18 protein-coding genes and 1 pseudogene are annotated in these 16,188 nt (G+C 61.2%); 10 read left to right on the top strand and 9 right to left on the bottom strand.

The features are described 5' to 3' along the window. The 3 genes and pseudogenes from PQQ96_RS06155 to PQQ96_RS06165 all read right to left on the bottom strand — a co-directional run. Nucleotides 1-499: pseudogene (locus tag PQQ96_RS06155) on the bottom strand (hypothetical protein); the annotation flags it as partial. Nucleotides 500-620: 121 nt separating this feature from the next. Then, nucleotides 621-1,391: a PP2C family protein-serine/threonine phosphatase gene (locus tag PQQ96_RS06160; RefSeq protein ID WP_408290034.1), complete on the bottom strand. Its 771-nt coding sequence runs from the start codon at nucleotides 1,389-1,391 to the stop codon at nucleotides 621-623. A gap of 5 nt (nucleotides 1,392-1,396) precedes the next feature. Further along, a complete protein-coding gene (locus tag PQQ96_RS06165; RefSeq protein ID WP_408290036.1) occupies nucleotides 1,397-1,684 on the bottom strand; it encodes a hypothetical protein in 288 nt (95 codons plus the stop codon). Between the two features lie 460 nt (nucleotides 1,685-2,144). Here PQQ96_RS06165 and PQQ96_RS06170 point away from each other — a divergent pair, with 460 nt between their 5' ends. After that, the gene (locus tag PQQ96_RS06170; RefSeq protein ID WP_408290038.1) at nucleotides 2,145-2,648 is read left to right on the top strand and encodes a lecithin retinol acyltransferase family protein; all 504 of its coding nucleotides are present in this window, start codon (nucleotides 2,145-2,147) and stop codon (nucleotides 2,646-2,648) included. Nucleotides 2,649-2,686: 38 nt separating this feature from the next. Continuing rightward, nucleotides 2,687-2,941 (top strand): hypothetical protein, encoded by a 255-nt coding sequence (locus tag PQQ96_RS06175; RefSeq protein WP_408290040.1) that lies wholly within the window; start codon nucleotides 2,687-2,689, stop codon nucleotides 2,939-2,941. Here PQQ96_RS06175 and PQQ96_RS06180 read toward each other — a convergent pair. Continuing rightward, entirely contained in the window at nucleotides 2,938-3,816 is an 879-nt protein-coding gene (locus PQQ96_RS06180) for a LysR family transcriptional regulator (protein ID WP_408290041.1), read from the bottom strand. The two genes, PQQ96_RS06175 and PQQ96_RS06180, sit on opposite strands and share 4 nt — an antisense overlap. A gap of 129 nt (nucleotides 3,817-3,945) precedes the next feature. Here PQQ96_RS06180 and bla point away from each other — a divergent pair, with 129 nt between their 5' ends. The 3 genes from bla (at nucleotide 3,946) to PQQ96_RS06195 (ending at nucleotide 6,693) form a co-directional block, all read left to right on the top strand. Continuing rightward, a complete protein-coding gene (gene bla / locus PQQ96_RS06185) occupies nucleotides 3,946-4,851 on the top strand; it encodes a class A beta-lactamase (protein ID WP_408290244.1) in 906 nt (301 codons plus the stop codon). 307 nt (nucleotides 4,852-5,158) lie between these two features. After that, nucleotides 5,159-5,623 carry a DUF4126 family protein gene (locus PQQ96_RS06190; protein ID WP_408290043.1) on the top strand — a complete coding sequence of 155 codons (465 nt, stop codon included), beginning with the start codon at nucleotides 5,159-5,161 and terminating at the stop codon, nucleotides 5,621-5,623. Between the two features lie 299 nt (nucleotides 5,624-5,922). After that, nucleotides 5,923-6,693 (top strand): IclR family transcriptional regulator, encoded by a 771-nt coding sequence (locus PQQ96_RS06195; RefSeq protein WP_408290045.1) that lies wholly within the window; start codon nucleotides 5,923-5,925, stop codon nucleotides 6,691-6,693. On the opposite strand, the gene PQQ96_RS06200 is transcribed toward PQQ96_RS06195, so the two are convergent. The 4 genes from PQQ96_RS06200 to PQQ96_RS06215 form a co-directional block, all read right to left on the bottom strand. Then, nucleotides 6,681-7,505, bottom strand: a complete 825-nt coding sequence (locus PQQ96_RS06200; protein WP_408290046.1) for a citryl-CoA lyase — start codon at nucleotides 7,503-7,505, stop codon at nucleotides 6,681-6,683. The two genes, PQQ96_RS06195 and PQQ96_RS06200, sit on opposite strands and share 13 nt — an antisense overlap. Nucleotides 7,506-7,507: 2 nt before the next feature. Further along, the gene (locus tag PQQ96_RS06205; RefSeq protein WP_408290048.1) at nucleotides 7,508-8,707 is read right to left on the bottom strand and encodes a CaiB/BaiF CoA transferase family protein; all 1,200 of its coding nucleotides are present in this window, start codon (nucleotides 8,705-8,707) and stop codon (nucleotides 7,508-7,510) included. Between the two features lie 16 nt (nucleotides 8,708-8,723). Then, nucleotides 8,724-10,157 carry an MFS transporter gene (locus tag PQQ96_RS06210; RefSeq protein WP_408290049.1) on the bottom strand — a complete coding sequence of 478 codons (1,434 nt, stop codon included), beginning with the start codon at nucleotides 10,155-10,157 and terminating at the stop codon, nucleotides 8,724-8,726. Between the two features lie 124 nt (nucleotides 10,158-10,281). Beyond that, a complete protein-coding gene (locus PQQ96_RS06215) occupies nucleotides 10,282-10,632 on the bottom strand; it encodes a response regulator (protein ID WP_408290051.1) in 351 nt (116 codons plus the stop codon). 345 nt (nucleotides 10,633-10,977) lie between these two features. Between PQQ96_RS06215 and PQQ96_RS06220 the strand changes: the two genes are divergently transcribed. The 5 genes from PQQ96_RS06220 to PQQ96_RS06240 all read left to right on the top strand — a co-directional run bounded on the left by PQQ96_RS06220 (nucleotide 10,978) and on the right by PQQ96_RS06240 (nucleotide 15,545). Next, nucleotides 10,978-12,024: a phytoene/squalene synthase family protein gene (locus PQQ96_RS06220; protein WP_408290052.1), complete on the top strand. Its 1,047-nt coding sequence runs from the start codon at nucleotides 10,978-10,980 to the stop codon at nucleotides 12,022-12,024. Between the two features lie 226 nt (nucleotides 12,025-12,250). After that, nucleotides 12,251-13,069: a hypothetical protein gene (locus tag PQQ96_RS06225; protein ID WP_408290054.1), complete on the top strand. Its 819-nt coding sequence runs from the start codon at nucleotides 12,251-12,253 to the stop codon at nucleotides 13,067-13,069. Between the two features lie 36 nt (nucleotides 13,070-13,105). Next, nucleotides 13,106-13,924: a hypothetical protein gene (locus tag PQQ96_RS06230; RefSeq protein ID WP_408290056.1), complete on the top strand. Its 819-nt coding sequence runs from the start codon at nucleotides 13,106-13,108 to the stop codon at nucleotides 13,922-13,924. 104 nt (nucleotides 13,925-14,028) lie between these two features. Further along, on the top strand, nucleotides 14,029-15,180 hold the full coding sequence (locus PQQ96_RS06235; RefSeq protein WP_408290057.1) for an acyltransferase family protein: 1,152 nt from the start codon (nucleotides 14,029-14,031) through the stop codon (nucleotides 15,178-15,180). A gap of 116 nt (nucleotides 15,181-15,296) precedes the next feature. Then, nucleotides 15,297-15,545, top strand: coding sequence for a hypothetical protein (locus PQQ96_RS06240; protein WP_408290059.1), 249 nt, complete (start codon nucleotides 15,297-15,299; stop codon nucleotides 15,543-15,545). Between the two features lie 323 nt (nucleotides 15,546-15,868). On the opposite strand, the gene PQQ96_RS06245 is transcribed toward PQQ96_RS06240, so the two are convergent. After that, nucleotides 15,869-16,186 (bottom strand): DUF4148 domain-containing protein, encoded by a 318-nt coding sequence (locus PQQ96_RS06245; protein WP_408290060.1) that lies wholly within the window; start codon nucleotides 16,184-16,186, stop codon nucleotides 15,869-15,871. Nucleotides 16,187-16,188 lie beyond the last annotated feature (2 nt).

The raw sequence follows: 16,188 nt of genomic DNA on the forward strand, positions 1-16,188 counted from the left end.
CATGACGCATCTCGCTTCGGGTTGCCGCCTGTTGCGCCCAAGCCGCTTCTTTAAAGGGGTCGGACGAAAGGAATTCGTGCCACACGACGGCCTCGACGTTATAGCCATCGCTGTCGGCAAGATAGTCGTCCAGCAGGTAACGCCGGGGCAGGGCGTCGTAATTGCCGACAAACGCTTCGTAATTGCGGTCGACCTCATCCAGAAAGGTGTGCCGGTTCCGTTTGTGATCGTAGAAGTGAAGATGTGAATCGACGACTCTGGCGACGGGGCTGAATTTTTTCATGGCTAGGAGGCGATCTGGCGCCGGCAAGACAAGAATATGGGCATCTTCGGCAAGACGCATCTCAGGTGGGGAGAATGAGCCGACCGTTAGGCGATGGCCATAGTTTAGGCGGGAAGGTTTGTCGGCGAAGTGTAGTTTGCGCTTTTCGTCGCGCCGCTTTTCTTCGAGCGCGATTTGGGTGGCCGGTTCAGGGAAGCCAGCAAACACGCCGTCCATAGACGCGAGGGGCAGAAAGGGGGCGAGCAGAGACGTTCATTCGCAGTCCCGTTGATACTCCCCGCATCGGCGATCCGGGCACCGCTCGACCTCTGCTCGCTAGCGACCAGGGCCTGAATTTTCAAGGGGCTGGGTTCAGCAGAGTCTTGTCGGAGGCATACGGATCTTCAGCTTGCACTACCACCGCGGTGACATTGTCACGCCCGCCGTGCGCGATGGCCAACTCGACCAGTTCGTCGGATGCGCGCTCACACGCCACCGTGGTCAGCACGGCCAGTATTTCCGCATCGCTAACCTCGTTGCTCAGACCGTCGCTGCATAACAGGAAGATGTCGCCGTCGGCGACTTCGATTGCATCGTCATCGAGTTCGAGCACATCCGTTGCGCCGACGGCGCGCGTGATCATGTGCTGCGCCGGATGATGCCGCGCCTCTTCTTCGGTAATCACGCCAAGCGACTTGAGTGCTTCCACCTGACTATGATCGCGGGTGAGTTGCCGTAATGTTCCTTCGCGGTATAGATACAGACGACTGTCGCCGGCCCACAAATAGCCGCAGAAGCGGTCGCACGCGAGCAGCACGATGACCGTACTGCCGATCCGTTGCACCTGGCGGCGTGCCGCTTCGTCCCTCAGTTGGCGATTGGCGGTTTGCAGTCGTGCCCGCGCGTCGGCGATGCAGGTTTTCATGGCGCGCGGCGGCGCGAGCCCGCTCAGCGCATCGATCACCAGCCGGCTCGCCAGATCGCCCACCGCGTGCCCGCCCATGCCATCGGCGACGGCCCAGCGTCCGGGTTCGGGCTGGTCGAGGCAGGCATCTTCATTGATTTCACGGACGCGTCCGACGTCGGAACGCGCGGACGACGTCCATCGAAATTGGCTCGGACAGGTCACAAGGGTTACACCGTATCGTTTCTGCTGAATGCGCCCGGGGAGACGTTGATATTCGAGTTCGCGCCGGTGTTGCGTACGTCGACCGACTGGAACGTGTTGATCATCTGGTTAGCATAGAAGTTGTTCGAGACGTCGTACAGGTTGACGACCGGACCAATGCTCGGCGTTTCCCGCACATAGGGCTGAATCCAGCCATACACCCACGGCGCACCGCCGCCGCCGCGGATCGCCGCCATCGCCTTGCGGTCGAGCGCGAGATTCAGTGAGAGGTCGTTCACTGTGATGGAAGCCATGTCGTTCTCCGGTTGGCCGCGTGCGTCGGGCGCGCGGTTGAAAAGGAATTGAACGTGATGGTGCAAGTGCTATGCCAATTTGCGGCTCACCCGCAAGCTTTCTCGTAACGCGTTGATTGGACGGCGAATCCGCGGGCGGGCGCAGGCAACGCCCGTTCGTGCGGAGGCGCAGAGGTCGGGATGCAGCCAACATCCGGGCGCACGCACTGGTGCGGGACCCAACACATTGGGCAGACTTCCGGACCCTGACAATTCCCCACGCTGCGGCTCAACCCGCGCTTCTGAATGATCGGCGCATGCCAACACACCGGCTTGAATTGTGTCGGCTCGCAACGCACACCTGCTGCACTCAAAACCCTCGGCAATGCCCGCAAGTCCTTTAGATAAAGGCTTTTCAGCACATGGCCCGGATGATGCAAAAGATCTCGCAACAGTGTTGGATATCGAAGCGAGGCCAGCCATGAACACGAACCCTCTTCCGACGAGCAGCGAAAGCCGCGACGCAGGCTGCAATGAAACGTCGACCATCGACTTGCCGATCGGCGCGCATCTCGTCACGCAGCGGAGCGGCTACGAACATCACGGCATCTACGTCGGCAATGGCCGCGTGATCCATTACTCGGGTTTTGCGGGCTCGGCGCATCGCGGCCCAGTGGAGGAGGTGGAGTTAACCCGCTTCGCCGCCGGTCATCCATTGACGATCCGCCCGACGCCGAGTGCCCGCTACGTTGGCGATGAAGCTGTGCGCCGTGCACGCTCCCGGCTTGGCGAAAACCACTACCGCCTGCTGACGAATAACTGCGAGCACTTCTGTGCATGGTGCCTGCTGGGCGAAAGCCGTAGCGAACAGGTGCATTGCTGCTTAAGGCATCCCCGTACCGGCATGCACGCACTGGTATGTCTGGTGAAGGCGTTTGTCGAAAGCGCCGCGAAGGATGGTCGGGTTGCTGCCCAACTCGCGTGAGCCCACAGGAAGAAATTCAGGGATTCAAGGAGCGCATCATGGTTGCCGCAGAAAAGACCTTGCACTGGGCCGTCGATAAATGGCTCGCGCCGACACCGTCCATGCCCGCGCGTGTCGTGCGGTTTTGCCATAGTGCGTCGCAGCATCAGCGCTACGTCTGCGTGGAAGCACTACGGCCGGGCGGCTTGCTGTCGATCTTCTTCTTCCGTCATGACGACGGCTCGTGGAACGTCTTCCCGCCGCAAGCCGAGCGCCCCGCGATGAACGGCCATCGCCGCACCGCGGTTTGCTAGCCCGGCGTGTGCGAGGCCGCCTCCCTGGCGATCCACTGACTGAACAGCAGCATCGCCGACGTCATCGGTTTGCCCTTCAACCACGTCAACCAGTAGCTGCCGGCTTGAACTTGCACGTCGAACGGGCGCACCAGCCGGCCCGTGTTGATCTCGTGATCGAACATCAGCGTCGGCGCCAGCGCGATACCCGCGCCCTGCATGGCGGCTTCCACCATGAGCCGCGACGAATCGAACACCGGTCCACGAATCGTCCGGGGCGCAACGCCGGCGGCCGCGAACCAGCTCGTCCAGTCGTCGACACGATAGGAACGCAGCAAGGTTTCGTTGGCGAGATCGCTCGGGTCCGACAGACGCCTCGCGATCTCAGGCGCACACAGAATCGCGAGCGGCGCGTCGAGCAGCCGGGTGGCGAGCGACCCTGGCCAGGTGCCGTCGCCGAAGCGAATCGCGAAGTCGAGGCCTTCTGTGGCGAGATCGACCAGATTATTGTTCGTCAGCAACTGTAGCTCGACAAATGGATGCGCGTCCCGGAACGACTTGAGCCGCGGCATCAACCAGCCCACCGCGAAAGTCCCCACCACGCCGACCGTCAACACCTCGTGAAAGTGACCGCCGTCGAACTGCTTGAGCACGGCCTCGATGCGATCGAACGCCTCCGTGAGGACCGGGCGTAGCGCCAGGCCTTCGTCCGTCATGGCCAGCCCGCGGGGCAGACGTTTGAAGAGCGCGGTGCCCAGCCGCTCCTCCAGGGTTCTCACCTGCTGGCTCACGGCCGCCTGGGTGACATTCAATTCGAGCGCGGCGCGCGTGAAGCTCAGATGTCGCGCGGACGATTCGAAGGCGCGCAGCGCATTCAACGGCAAATACGGTCTCATGGCGAAGGCACAAGATTTTCTAGGGGATCGACTAACTTATCATCGTTTGCCAGCGGGCGTTGAAAAACCGATAGTTGCGGCTTCACATAAGGAGTGGCGATGATCACAAGACGAAAGTTCGCGGGCACGATGCTTGGCGTTTCGATAGCTGGGGTTGCGGTTGGTAGTGGCAGTGCGTTTGGGAAAGTGGTGAAGGCGGGCGCTACCAAGCAGGGGCGCGACCTGGCGAGGGCGGACGCGATCCGTCAACGACTCGCGCAGATCGAAGCGGAAAGCGGCGGACGGCTCGGCGTGTCGATCGTCGACACGACGTCCGGATTGCATGCCGGTTTGCGGACCGACGAGCGGTTTCCGATGTGCAGCACGTTCAAACTGCTGGCGGCGGGCTTTGTGTTGACGCGCGTGGATCACGGACAAGAGGATCTGGAACGACGCATCGTGTTTTCCAAAAGCGATCTTGTGCCGTACTCACCGGCCACCAGCCAGCACACCCGCGAGCGCACCGGCGACGCGGGGATGAGCGTCGCCGACCTGTGCAAGGCGGCCCTTACGCTTAGCGACAACACCGCGGCCAATCTGCTGCTGGCGAGCTTCGGCGGCCCCGCCGCTTTGACCGCGTTCGCGCGCAGTATCGGCGATGGCATCACGCGCCTGGACCGCAACGAGCCGACGCTGAACGAAGCGACGCCCGGTGATCCGCGCGACACCACCACACCCAACGCGATGCTCGGCAATCTGCGCGAGCTTCTGCTGGGCGAGCGTTTGTCGTCGTCGTCGCGTGCGCAACTACTGGCCTGGCTCGCCGCCAATCAGACCGGCGGCGAACGGATTCGCGCGAAGCTGCCGAAGGATTGGGGTGTCGGCGACAAAACCGGCACCGGCGATCACGGCACGGCAAATGACATCGCGATTCTTTGGCCGCCTGGACGCGGGCCGATTCTTGTGACCGTCTACCTCACGGAGACGAGCGGCGATGCGGCGCGCTGCAATGCGGCGATTGCCAGTGTCGGGGCGCTGGTGGTGGCGTCGGTCTGATGATCGCGAGTGCGGTCCGTAGATAAACCGGTAGCCGCGCAAATGCGCCGGGCATCGGGAAGAAGCGGCTCACGCTCTTCGCTTATGGTTGAAAGTCAAATCGTGCGACACTAGGGCCACACCAAAAAGGGGCGACGAACCGGGAGTTTACGGCTGAAACCGGGCCGGCAACTGCGGAATCGGCCTCGACTTACGTGGTGAGAAGTTGACTGTCCAAGTGAATGCTTGACACCTTCCACCGACGTTTTTTCGAGTAAGCCGTCGGCCTGTCCAACCGCGCAGTATTGGCCCTGGTTCGGAGTCCCCTATGTCTGTCTATGTCCTCGCATTGCTCATCGGCGTAGTGGCCGGCCTTCGCGCGATGACCGCGCCCGCGGCTGTCAGCTGGGCCGCGCATCTGGGATGGTTGCCGCTGCAGGACACGCCACTGGCGTTTCTCGGCGCTACTGTCACGCCGTACATCTTCACCGTGCTGGCGATCGTCGAACTGATTACCGATCAACTGCCGACAACGCCTAGCCGTACCGTGCCGATGCAATTCGGCACGCGTATCGTGCTGGGTGGATTGTGCGGTGCGGCGATCGGCGCGGCACATGGCGGGTTGCTGGGTGGTCTGCTTGCCGGGGTCGTTGGCGCGGTGATCGGTACCTTGGGCGGCGCGAAAGTGAGAGGGGCATTGGCGAGTACGTTCGGGCGGGATTTACCAGCCGCATTGATCGAGGATGCGGTGGCGATCGTCGGTGCTGTGTTGATCGTGATGACGCTGCGTTGAGTCGCGTGAACTGCGCATTTGGCAAACGATGCGTCCTCGCGTACGATTTGTTTTGCCCAAGGGCCACGATAAATACCTGACTAGCAGCAGACGGTCGGCTATCCGTGGACTTGGGCGTTTTCGTTTCCAGGCGCGTGCGATACGTGAATCGGCGCGATGCTTTCGCTGCGCGCGTTTTGCTGCTGGATCCCCGATTCCTGACCCTTTCGCCCTCGAAGGGCCTTCGGCGAGTATGACAGCCTCCCGTCATAGCGTAAAATTTCAGCTTCGATATGAAGCAACGTTATTGACGCTCACTCATGCCAACGCCTGCGGACAAATCAAACTCAAACTCAAAGGAAAGCGAGGGCGTTGCCGTCATCGATCGTGCCTGCGCGATCCTGTTCGCCTTTCGCCCGGAAGACGCCGCGCTCACGCTCGCCGAACTCGCAGCACGCACGGGGCTTTACAAGAGCACGTTGTTGCGGCTCGCGGGCTCGCTGATCCAGCACCGCCTGCTACTGCGTCTGGACGACGGCCGCTATCAACTCGGCTCCGCGACCTTCATGCTCGGCGCGCTATACCAGCGCAGCCTGAACGTCGGCGATATTCTGGTGCCGCTGATGCGCGAACTCGCGGAAACCAGCGGCGAAAGCGTGTCCTTCTATGTACGCGACGAGGCGGTGCGTGTGTGTCTGCATCGCGTGGACTCGACGCATGCGGTGCGTTTTCACGTGCGCGAAGGTGACGTGCTGCCGTTGGAAAGCGGTTCGGGCGGCCATGCGTTGCTGGCGTTCGGCGGCATGCCGGGCGCGCCGTACGAGAAGATTCGCGAGGACTTCTACTGTGTGTCGATCGGCGAGCGCGATCGGGAGACGGCTGGGATCTCCATGCCGGTATTCGGCGTGCGCCAGAGTCTACGTGGCGTGCTGACGCTCGCGGGCCCGAGCTCGCGTATCGATCAGGCGTTCCTCGAACGCAATCTCGGTGCACTGTTCGATTGCGCCACACGTGCCACGGATGCGTTAGGCGGCGACTCGCGCGCGATGCGCAACGCGCAGCGGCGCGCGGCCGAAGTTCAGGGCAGGTGACGCTCGGGCTTACCCGTGTAGGTGTAACTCATCTGTCGCGGCATGGGGCCTTTGTTGCGCTCGTGGCGTCCGCGCTGCTCCCATGCATGCGAGAGAATGCCGACCGCGCGTGACAGGCAGAATACCCCGCGAGCCAGCTCCGGCGCGAAGCCGAGCTCCGCGTAGATCACGGCGGTTGCACCGTCGATATTCATCGGCACGGGTTTGTTCTTGCGCTGCTTGAGCAAAGCTTCAATACCGCGCGCGATGGCGGCGTATCGTCCGTCGATACTTTTCTGTTCGACGCTCTCGTCCACGAGCGAAAGAAGCCGGATGGCCCGCGGATCGACCGGATGAAAGCGGTGCCCGAAGCCGGGCAAATACTTGCCATGTTCGTCGGTAAAAGCATCGACACCTTGCTCGACGGCTTCTTCCAAAGCAGCGCCCTTTTCCATGCGTTCGGCGATGGAATCGTACAGTTCGACCGCCTGTTGACCGGCGCCGCCATGCACGTCATCGAGCGCATTGATCGCTGAAGCCATCGCGCCGTTCAACGGCAAACCGCAACTGGTCGCCATCCGCGAGATCGCAATCGAGGGGGCATGCGGTCCATGATCCACCGATGCCACCAGCGCCGCCTCGAACAGACGCGCCTGCGCGGCGTCAGGCAGTTCGCCGCGCAGCATCAGCCAGATCATCTGCGGGAAGCTGACATTGCCGATCAACTCCTGAATCGGGTAACCGCGCACCTTGATCGAGCCGGGATGGATATCGATGATCGAGGTGCTCCAGTACTCGGCGGCGAGCCTGGCGGCGTCGAATGCTTGCGTCATATTCAGATCACTCCTTCGGAGCGTAGGTGGTCGATTTGCGCATCGTCGTAACCGAGCGAGGCGAGATGCTCACGCGTGTGAGCCGATAGAACCGGTGCGGGTGTGGTCGGCGCCGTGTCGGCATCGGACAGACGAAAGCCTGCACGGGTGACGCGTTGCCGCTCAACTGTGCCGTCGCCGGCGAATTCGCGGATGAACTCGCGCGATTCCAGATGCGGATGCGCGAGGATTTCCGGCACCGACATCACGCGCCCGGCCGGCACGCCCGCTTCGAAGAATTTCGCTTCCCAGTTTGTCGCGCTGTCGCTTGCCAGTGCTGCTTCGATTTCGGCCTTCAATGCGCCGCGATTTACTTTTCGTGCGTTTCGCTCGGAAAAGCGCGCGTCGTCGAGCAGATCGGCGCGCCCGATCAGATGACACAGGCTAGCGAACTGCTTGTTCTCGTTTGCGGCGATATTGAGCGGCCCGTCGCCCGTTTTGAAGGTGCCCGAAGGCGCGGCGGTGAAGTTCTCGTTGCCCATCGGCTCGGGTGTGACACCGGCGTTCAGGTAGTTCGACACGACCCAGCCCATTGTCGCCAGCGTGGCCTCCAGCATCGAGACGTCGAGCATGCGGCCGTGTCCGGTCGTGCGGGCATCGACCAGCGCAGCGCAGATGCCGAACGCCGCGGTGAGACCCCCCACGGTGTCCGACACCGGATAGCCGACGCGCAATGGTGCGCTGTCGGCATCGCCGGTCACGCTCATCACACCCGAGATACCCTGAATGATCTGATCGTAGGCAGGGCGTTTCGAAAACTCGCCGTCCATGCCGAAGCCTGAGATCGCGCAGTACACGAGCTTCGGATTCACCTCGCGCAGCGCGTCGAAATCGAGGCCGAGCCGCGTCATCACACCAGGCCGGAAGTTTTCGACGAGCACGTCCGCGGTTTTGACGAGCTCGCGCAAAATAGCCTTGCCGCGCGGGTCTTTCAGATTGAGCGTGATGGACTGCTTGCCCGCGTTCACCGCGACGAACGAGGCCCCCATGTTGCGCATCGACGCGTTCTTGTCGGCGCCCAAACGCCGGGCAAGATCGCCCCCCTCGGGATGCTCGACCTTGATCACGTCGGCGCCGAGCAGCGCCAGTTGATACGCGCAAAACGGCCCAGCCAGCACATTCGACAGATCCAGTACCCGTACTCCAGCCAACGGCAGCGTCATTTTTGAAGCCTCTTGTTCAATGCGAAATTTCGTCGAGATTGCGATTGTTGGTGCGTGGCCCGAAGATGCCGATCGCACCCATCACCATCACCATCGACACAGTGATCAACGCGAACACGCCCGGCACCTGGAAGTGGCGCAGCGCGAAGGCAATCATGAAGCCGGAAAACATCGCGGATAAACGCGACATCGAGTAAACGAAACCGACGGCGCGCGCCCGCAAACGCGTGGGGAACAGTTCGGTCTGGTACGCGTGATAGCCGACCGACAGCAGCGTGCCGGATAGCGTGATCAGCACACCGAGCGTCATCAGCATTGCGGGCGAGGTTTGCGTTGCGAACAGGCTGCCGAACACGGCGATGCCGAGTGCCGACAATACAATCAACGTCTTACGTTCGATACGATCCGCGATCGCCATACCGATCAGCGGTCCGAACGGATTTGAGATCGCGATGACGAACGAGTACAACAGGCTGTGCGTGATCGTCACGCCTTTGGAGACCAGCAGCGTCGGCACCCATGACGCGAAACCGTAGAAGCCGATCGCCTGGAACAGGTTGAACACGAGCATCGTGATCGCGCGTTTGCGATATGGCGGCTGCCAGATTTCGCGGAAGGCCGCTTTGGTGGTGGCCGGTTCGACAGCCGGTACAGGGGTGGGCAATGGCTTGCCGTATTGCCTCGCGATTTTCGCCTCGAGTGCTTGCAGGACCTGTTCCGCTTCGGCGGCGCGACCTTGCTGCGCGAGCCAACGCGGGCTTTCCGGTACACGCCGGCGAATGGCCCACACCACCACCGCGCCGAGCGCGCCGATGATCACGACCCAGCGCCAGCCGTCGATGCCGAACGGCGTTTGCGGCACCAGCCACCACGCGAGCAAGGCGACCGACGGCACGGCGGTGTACTGCACCAGATGAACGAAAGCGAAGGCGCGGCCGCGCAGGTGTTTCGGCACGAGTTCGCTGACGTAGGTGTCGATCGTCACCAGTTCGACGCCCACGCCGATACCCGCGATCAGGCGCCACAAATTGATGGCCGGCGCGCTGGTTTGCAGCGCCATGATCAGCGTCGCGGCGGAGTACCAGAGCAGCGAGACCGTAAACACGGTTTTGCGGCCATAGCGATCCGCCATGCCCGCGAAAAAGAACGTACCGATGAAGAGTCCGGCAAACGATGCCGCCACGAAGGCGCCCAACCCGGACACCCCGAAGAACGACGCGGTCGTTGTTGCGTAGAGCCCGCTTTTGACGAGACCGGGGCCGACATAGGCCGTAAAAAACAGATCGTAGAACTCGAACCAGCCGCCGATCGATAGCAGGAACACCAGCGTCCATACCGTGCGCGTCGCGGGTAAACGGTCGATGCGCGCATTGACGCCGGGCGTGAGCCCCTGCGCTCCGGCGCTTGAATCGGGCGACGCGCCGGGCGTGTCGATCGGCAGACTTGCCATGGAATGCTCCTTCGAGTGTCTCTCGCTCTTGTCGTTCTGTCTAATAGAACGACGTTCTGTTTAATCGGTGTGGCGAGAGTAGCCCGTGTGGCATCTGTCAGGAATTCGGGGTTTTACCTAGCCGTCAAACCGCCATTCGCTCCAGCATCCTGAGAAGGGTGTCGAATGAAAGCGGCTTGCGCACGTATTCGATGGTGGGATTCGGCTGCGTGGGGATATCCGCGGCCGCGCTGCACAGGACGATCGGAATGGTCCGCAGACCGGGGGCGTCGTAAAGTGCCGCGCACAGTTGCGGCCCCGACATGACCGGCATCATGCAGTCCGACACGATGACGTCGGGCCGCGTCCTGTCGACCTGTTCAAGCGCGGCGGCCCCATTTGACGCCGTCAGCACGGTATAGCCCTGCCGCTCCAGCAAGAATCGCCAGACGGTGAGGATGTCGAACTCGTCGTCCACGACCAGGATGGTTTTCATGGGCGGCTACGTACTTCGTCGCGGCGCCAATGTGACCGGCAGGTCTTGCGCCAGGTACACGCTGGCGGGGCTGACCGGGCTGTCGATCCCGTCGGGACCGGAGGCGCCGGCTTCCACGCCGGGCAGGGAGGACATTTGAGATTCGTGAATCGTCATGGTCGATATGTCATTCAAGGTGCGCAGGAGCGACAGCGCGCAACCAGAGGGGGTATCGCTCAACCTAACCGTGCGAGCAATCCGCGTTCCCGCTCGTTGAGGCGACGCCGCGGGCGGGCAAGCTTTTCAACTCGCCGTATACAATTCGGCACCACCTGATTTTTGCCCAATACTGACCTGATCCTATCCATGCCGAATCCGACCCGGGCCTTTCTTCTCGGCCCGCTCCTGAAAGGCGTTTCACGCTCCTTCTATCTCACCCTGCGCGTGCTGCCCGTCGGGATGCGCGATCCGATCGGCCTCGCGTATCTGCTGGCGCGCGCGGCCGATACGATTGCGGACACCTCGCTGATCTCGCCCGAGCAACGCCTTGCGTTGCTGCTGTCGCTGCGCGATCAGGTCAACGGCGCCCCGGACGACGGTGCGCTGTTCCAGCGCATGGCTGCCGAAGTGGCGGGCCAGCAGGTCCAGTCCGATGAAAAAGTCTTGCTGGAATCGCTGGGTCCCGCGCTCGAAGTGCTGTCGCAACTCAGCGAGTCCGACCGCAAAGCGGTACGCGAGATTGTGTCGACGCTGACCGAAGGCATGGAATTCGACCTTCGCACGTTCCCCGACGAACGTTCCGGCGAGATCGCCGCACTGCGCGAGTATGAGGAACTCGACCGCTATACCTACCTGGTGGCGGGCTGCGTCGGCGAATTCTGGACCACGATGACGTATGCGCACATGCCCGGCACGCTGAAAGAGCGGCCCGAGATCATGGCGCGCCGCGGCGTGCGTTTCGGCAAAGCGCTGCAGATGACCAACGTGCTGCGCGATTGCGGCAAGGACCTGCGTATCGGCCGGTGTTACCTTCCGCAGACGATGCTCGATCAACATGCGCTGAGCGCGCAAGACCTCTTGCAGCCGGCGAATTCTGTTCGCGCCCGGCCGCTGATGATCGAACTCGTGCGCAAGACGCTGGATCACTTCCGGGAGGCCCTGGACTACACGCTGGCGATTCCCGCGTTGTCGGTGCGTTTGCGTCTCGCCTGTTTGTGGCCGATCCTGATCGGCCTCGACACGCTGCTGTTGCTGGTGGATAACGATGCCTGGCTCGACCCGGCCAAGGTCTCCAAGGTCCGGCGCAATCAGGTGTATCAGATCATCGCGTCGTCATTGCTGCTGGTGCCTTCGAATGGCCTGGTGCGCAAGTCGGTTGAAACGCGGATCAAGCAGATTGAAGCCCGGTTCTGAGCATTTATTCAGATTTAACTATAGTTAGTTATCCGTTTTAATGCGCGGTATGCAATGCATGTTGCATAGAAAGCCGATTGCAAATTAATGGCGCTGTCATATTCGGTAATTAAAGTGCTGCTCGGAACAAGACCGGAAAAATTCGCGCCTTACGTGAATCACCGGTCTTATCAATTCGCTCACGCGATACCAATCAATCCGATCAGCTCCAGGTTATCAGCACGCCATGCAAACCCGACGGACCTTCCTTGCCTCCGCATCCAAAGCGGCGACGCTGCCACTTCTGGCATCCGCGCTTGGCGCGTGCGGCGGCAATAGCCTTTCCGCCAATACACCCATCGCTGATGCCGAACTTCAGGCGCAGATGATCGGCAAGCTGAACGCGCAACTCAACGACACCACCACGGGCAATACCATCGAGCCGTATATGATGGATGTGGGCTTCACGTGGGACCTTCCGCTGATTCCCGCCGCACAGGTCAACACCATCGTTGCCTATAGCTTTGGCAACCGGCCGAACGCGGCGAGTGGCAACACGGCGAGCAACGGCGCCAATCAGGCCGCGCTTCCTGATCCCGGGCCGATCAATGAAGAGCTCGCCGATGCGGTCCACCAGATCTATCAGTTGAATCCGGTGAAGGTCTTCGCGCAGTGGGAAATCGCGCGTTTTCTCGTGTCCAAGTATCAGATGAACAGCACGAATCTGCATTCCATCGAACCGGTCGTCGCCAGTGACGGTTCGATTACCTACCTCAGTACCGACGGTGTGGCGGCCGCTATCGTCGCGCTCGAAGGAGGTGCCGCGGCGATGGGGAACGTGGCGGTGGTCGGCCATCGCGACCATGCGAAGCGCTGCATTCTGACGTCCGTGGGCCGTGGCATGAAAGCCTATGCGGTGAAGGAAGTGACGCTGCCGGTCAATTACGATCCTTTGTCGGGGCAGCCGTGGACTCGCAATCGCGGGCTCTATCTGGTGCATGACATGTATGCGCAATGGGCGGGCAAGGCCCTAACCGCAATCGCCCAAGCCTATCCGCAAGGCTAAAACACGTAACGTCATCACAGAACAGCAAGGCAACTCATGTCATCCCGCCGTAAATTTCTGATCTCGACATCGGCCGCCGCCGCGTTGCCGGCCGCTGCCGCCGTGCTCGCCGTGAGCAGCAAAGCCTGGGCTAGCGACGCGCTCATTTCCGACGCCGAACTCCAACGTCAAATGCTCGGTAAGCTCAATGTAGAGCTGAACGATTCCACGACCGCGAACACCGAAGCACCGTATCTCCAGGACATCTTCTTTAGCTGGGATCTTCCCGCGATTCCTGTCGCTCAGATCGGCGCTATTGTCGCGTACAGCTTCGGCGACCGGCCGGCTGCTGCAGGCGGTGCTAGTTCTACTGGCGGAACCGGTCAATCGCAACTGCCGCAGCCCGGTCCGATTAATGAAGAGATCGCGGATGCCGTGCATCAGTTGGTTCAGTCGAAGCCGGTGATGGTGTACGCGCAATGGGAAGTGGCCAGCGTGCTCACGTCGAAATACCAGATGAGCAGTGCGAACCTTCAATCGGTCACGCCGCCTACCGTCGCGAGCAATGGCACGATAAGCTATCCGGCGCTCGACGATGTAGCGGCTGCGATCGTCGCGCTTCAAGGCACGGCTGCGGCACTCGGCACGGTGGCGGTCGTCACGCACCGCGATCAGGCGAAGCGCGCGATTCAGACGTCGCGCGCACACGGCATGAACGCTTATGCGGCTCAAGGCGTGACGTTGCCGGTCGACTACGACGCACAGGCGTCACAGCCTGCGAATCGTCGTCGCGATCTCTATCTGTTGAACGACATGATGAACCAGTTCGCTACCTTGCGAGCGAATCTCATCGCCCAGCAGTATCCCAACGGATAGTGCGTTTGCGTGCGGCGCACGTGCAGTGTGGGCAAGCGTACTGAATAAAAACGCCATGAGCCGTAGTTTGACGGACAAACCTATTTGTCCGATTCCAGACGCTCATGGCACCCACCGGCAAACAACATTGCGACACGTTAGACCTGATCCGCGCGCTGGCGGCAGGCGCGGTCTGCATCAGTCATTTGCGCAATCTGATGTTCGTCGACTACGGCTCGAGTACCGGTATCGGACTTGCGGGCAAGGCGTTCTATTTCATCAGTAACTACGGCCATACCGCGGTGATCGTTTTCTTCCTGCTGAGCGGCTATTTTGTCGGCGGCTCGGTGCTGCGACAGATCGAGACGGGAACATGGAGTTGGCAGCGCTATCTGACCGAGCGCATGTCGCGGCTCTGGATCGTGTTGATTCCGGCCTTGCTGCTGACGTTGTTCTGGGACCGCATGGGGATCGCGCTGGCAGGCGGGCCCTTTTATCTCGGGACCGAGGGCACGTTCGATCAGCAGATCAACGTTGCCTCGCACCTTGGGCAGGCGACGCTGCTGTGCAATCTCGCGTTCCTGCAGACGCTTGCGTGCGGCACATATGGGTCCAACGGCCCGTTGTGGAGCCTCGCTAACGAGTTCTGGTACTACATGTGGTTTCCCGCCTGTTATGTACTGCTGCGCCAGCGCCGCGGATTCGGCGCAATTGCTGTAGCGGGGCTCGCGCTGGGGACGATGATCGCGTTTCCTTCACTCCTGAGCGGGTTCGGATTGTGGATGCTTGGCGTTGTACTCGTGCTGCTTGAAAAGCGCTTCCCGGCGCGCAGCACGCGGACAGGTTTGCCGTGGTTCACGCTCACGAGCGGGGTCGTTTTTCTGGCGGCGCTAGTGTCATCGCGCATATTCCAATTGAGTAACGACTGGATCGTCGGCGTGCCGTGTTTCGTGTTCCTGCGCTGCATACTGTGGGAGAACGTTCGCTTGCGTCCTGCGCCCCTGTCGCGTATCGCAGTTCTCTTTTCCGGATTCTCGTATTCGCTCTATCTCACGCACTTCTCATTCATCCTGTTTGTCGCAGCAGTCGTGGTCGGGCAGCGCATCCAGTTCGATGGCCGGGGTGCGCTGGTGTTCGCGACCATGCTGGTGATCTGCTACGTATACGCGTTCGCGGTTTACCTGCTGTTCGAGCAGAATACGAAACGCGTGCAACGTGGTATCCGGCAGTTCCGCTTTCTGCGGGCCAAGCCCGGTCCAGCCACGCCGCATAGCTGAGTTACGTGGGAGTACCACGTAACTTAATCTGCATCATTGAATAGGCACCAATCGGGAAACCCCTAGCATCCTGCATCGATGGTTCGCGTTAGTCTCTTCAAAAGAGGAGACGATCCATGAGACAAGCGTTCAATATTGCAGTGGTGTTGTTGCTTGGCTATTTGATGGCGGATAGGGCGCTGATGCGCGCGCAAGCCGGAGAAATGGGAACAATTACGTGCCACCAGGGCGCGCAGATGGTCAAGTCGAACGCGTTGAAAAAGGGCTTCGGTGATGCTGGGGCCAGCAGCCAGGGTGAAAATTTCCTGTCGAGCTGTCTCGTCACGGGGCGTGGCCAGGTAGGCGATCTGATCGCCCGCGAATGACGCAAGCAGCCTGTCGCCGCTGAGATTCCGGCGAGGCGTAGCAGTACATCAAGAAAAAGCGCCCAGACCGCAAAGGTCCAGGCGAAGTCATCGGGAGCCCGATGACGGAGGTATCGAATACAGAACTGGCCCACGATCGGGGATACCCGGTCGCGGGCCAGTTCGTTTGAATCTGAGTGCGCGGCTGTTTTGCGCACCTGGCGGTCGATCAGCACAAACGGCGTGGCCTCTGCGCTTCGTTCCGCTGCACAGCGGGTTTTTCAGCTTGCTACTAGCCTGTTGCCCGCTCAGTTATCCGCTCAGTTATCCGCTCAGTTATCCGCTTAATTGCCGAAATAAACCGACTTCGGACCATTCACGGGGACCGGATGGGCTGATTGCGACGTGCCGCTCACCACACCACCGTAACCGCTTTCCGCTGCTTGTGCGGTGCCATTTTGTGCGTCGACACGGGCTTGTGCAGCCTGAATGTTAGCCGGGTAGTACGGGTCCGCGAGGCCCGGCTGGTAGCCGGCCTTTTCGAGTTGAACCAGTTCTGCGCGCACCTGGGCGCGGGTCACGGGCTGGTTGGACTGCGCAAACGAAGCAACAGGAGCGGCCAGCACGGTGGCGATAACAACAGCTTGAATAAGCGATTTCATGA

Source organism: Paraburkholderia sediminicola, from assembly GCF_046027825.1.
Lineage (GTDB): Bacteria > Pseudomonadota > Gammaproteobacteria > Burkholderiales > Burkholderiaceae > Paraburkholderia > Paraburkholderia sediminicola_D.

Excerpts from the sequence above, each read along its gene's own strand:
- PQQ96_RS06165 (WP_408290036.1), bottom strand. The coding sequence starts at position 1,684 with ATGGCTTCCATCACAGTGAACGACCTCTCACTGAATCTCGCGCTCGAC.
- PQQ96_RS06170 (WP_408290038.1), top strand. The coding sequence starts at position 2,145 with ATGAACACGAACCCTCTTCCGACGAGCAGCGAAAGCCGCGACGCAGGC.
- PQQ96_RS06175 (WP_408290040.1), top strand. The coding sequence starts at position 2,687 with ATGGTTGCCGCAGAAAAGACCTTGCACTGGGCCGTCGATAAATGGCTC.
- PQQ96_RS06180 (WP_408290041.1), bottom strand. The coding sequence starts at position 3,816 with ATGAGACCGTATTTGCCGTTGAATGCGCTGCGCGCCTTCGAATCGTCC.
- bla (WP_408290244.1), top strand. The coding sequence starts at position 3,946 with ATGCTTGGCGTTTCGATAGCTGGGGTTGCGGTTGGTAGTGGCAGTGCG.
- PQQ96_RS06190 (WP_408290043.1), top strand. The coding sequence starts at position 5,159 with ATGTCTGTCTATGTCCTCGCATTGCTCATCGGCGTAGTGGCCGGCCTT.
- PQQ96_RS06195 (WP_408290045.1), top strand. The coding sequence starts at position 5,923 with ATGCCAACGCCTGCGGACAAATCAAACTCAAACTCAAAGGAAAGCGAG.
- PQQ96_RS06200 (WP_408290046.1), bottom strand. The coding sequence starts at position 7,505 with ATGACGCAAGCATTCGACGCCGCCAGGCTCGCCGCCGAGTACTGGAGC.
- PQQ96_RS06205 (WP_408290048.1), bottom strand. The coding sequence starts at position 8,707 with ATGACGCTGCCGTTGGCTGGAGTACGGGTACTGGATCTGTCGAATGTG.
- PQQ96_RS06210 (WP_408290049.1), bottom strand. The coding sequence starts at position 10,157 with ATGGCAAGTCTGCCGATCGACACGCCCGGCGCGTCGCCCGATTCAAGC.
- PQQ96_RS06215 (WP_408290051.1), bottom strand. The coding sequence starts at position 10,632 with ATGAAAACCATCCTGGTCGTGGACGACGAGTTCGACATCCTCACCGTC.
- PQQ96_RS06220 (WP_408290052.1), top strand. The coding sequence starts at position 10,978 with ATGCCGAATCCGACCCGGGCCTTTCTTCTCGGCCCGCTCCTGAAAGGC.
- PQQ96_RS06225 (WP_408290054.1), top strand. The coding sequence starts at position 12,251 with ATGCAAACCCGACGGACCTTCCTTGCCTCCGCATCCAAAGCGGCGACG.
- PQQ96_RS06230 (WP_408290056.1), top strand. The coding sequence starts at position 13,106 with ATGTCATCCCGCCGTAAATTTCTGATCTCGACATCGGCCGCCGCCGCG.
- PQQ96_RS06235 (WP_408290057.1), top strand. The coding sequence starts at position 14,029 with ATGGCACCCACCGGCAAACAACATTGCGACACGTTAGACCTGATCCGC.
- PQQ96_RS06240 (WP_408290059.1), top strand. The coding sequence starts at position 15,297 with ATGAGACAAGCGTTCAATATTGCAGTGGTGTTGTTGCTTGGCTATTTG.
- PQQ96_RS06245 (WP_408290060.1), bottom strand. The coding sequence starts at position 16,186 with ATGAAATCGCTTATTCAAGCTGTTGTTATCGCCACCGTGCTGGCCGCT.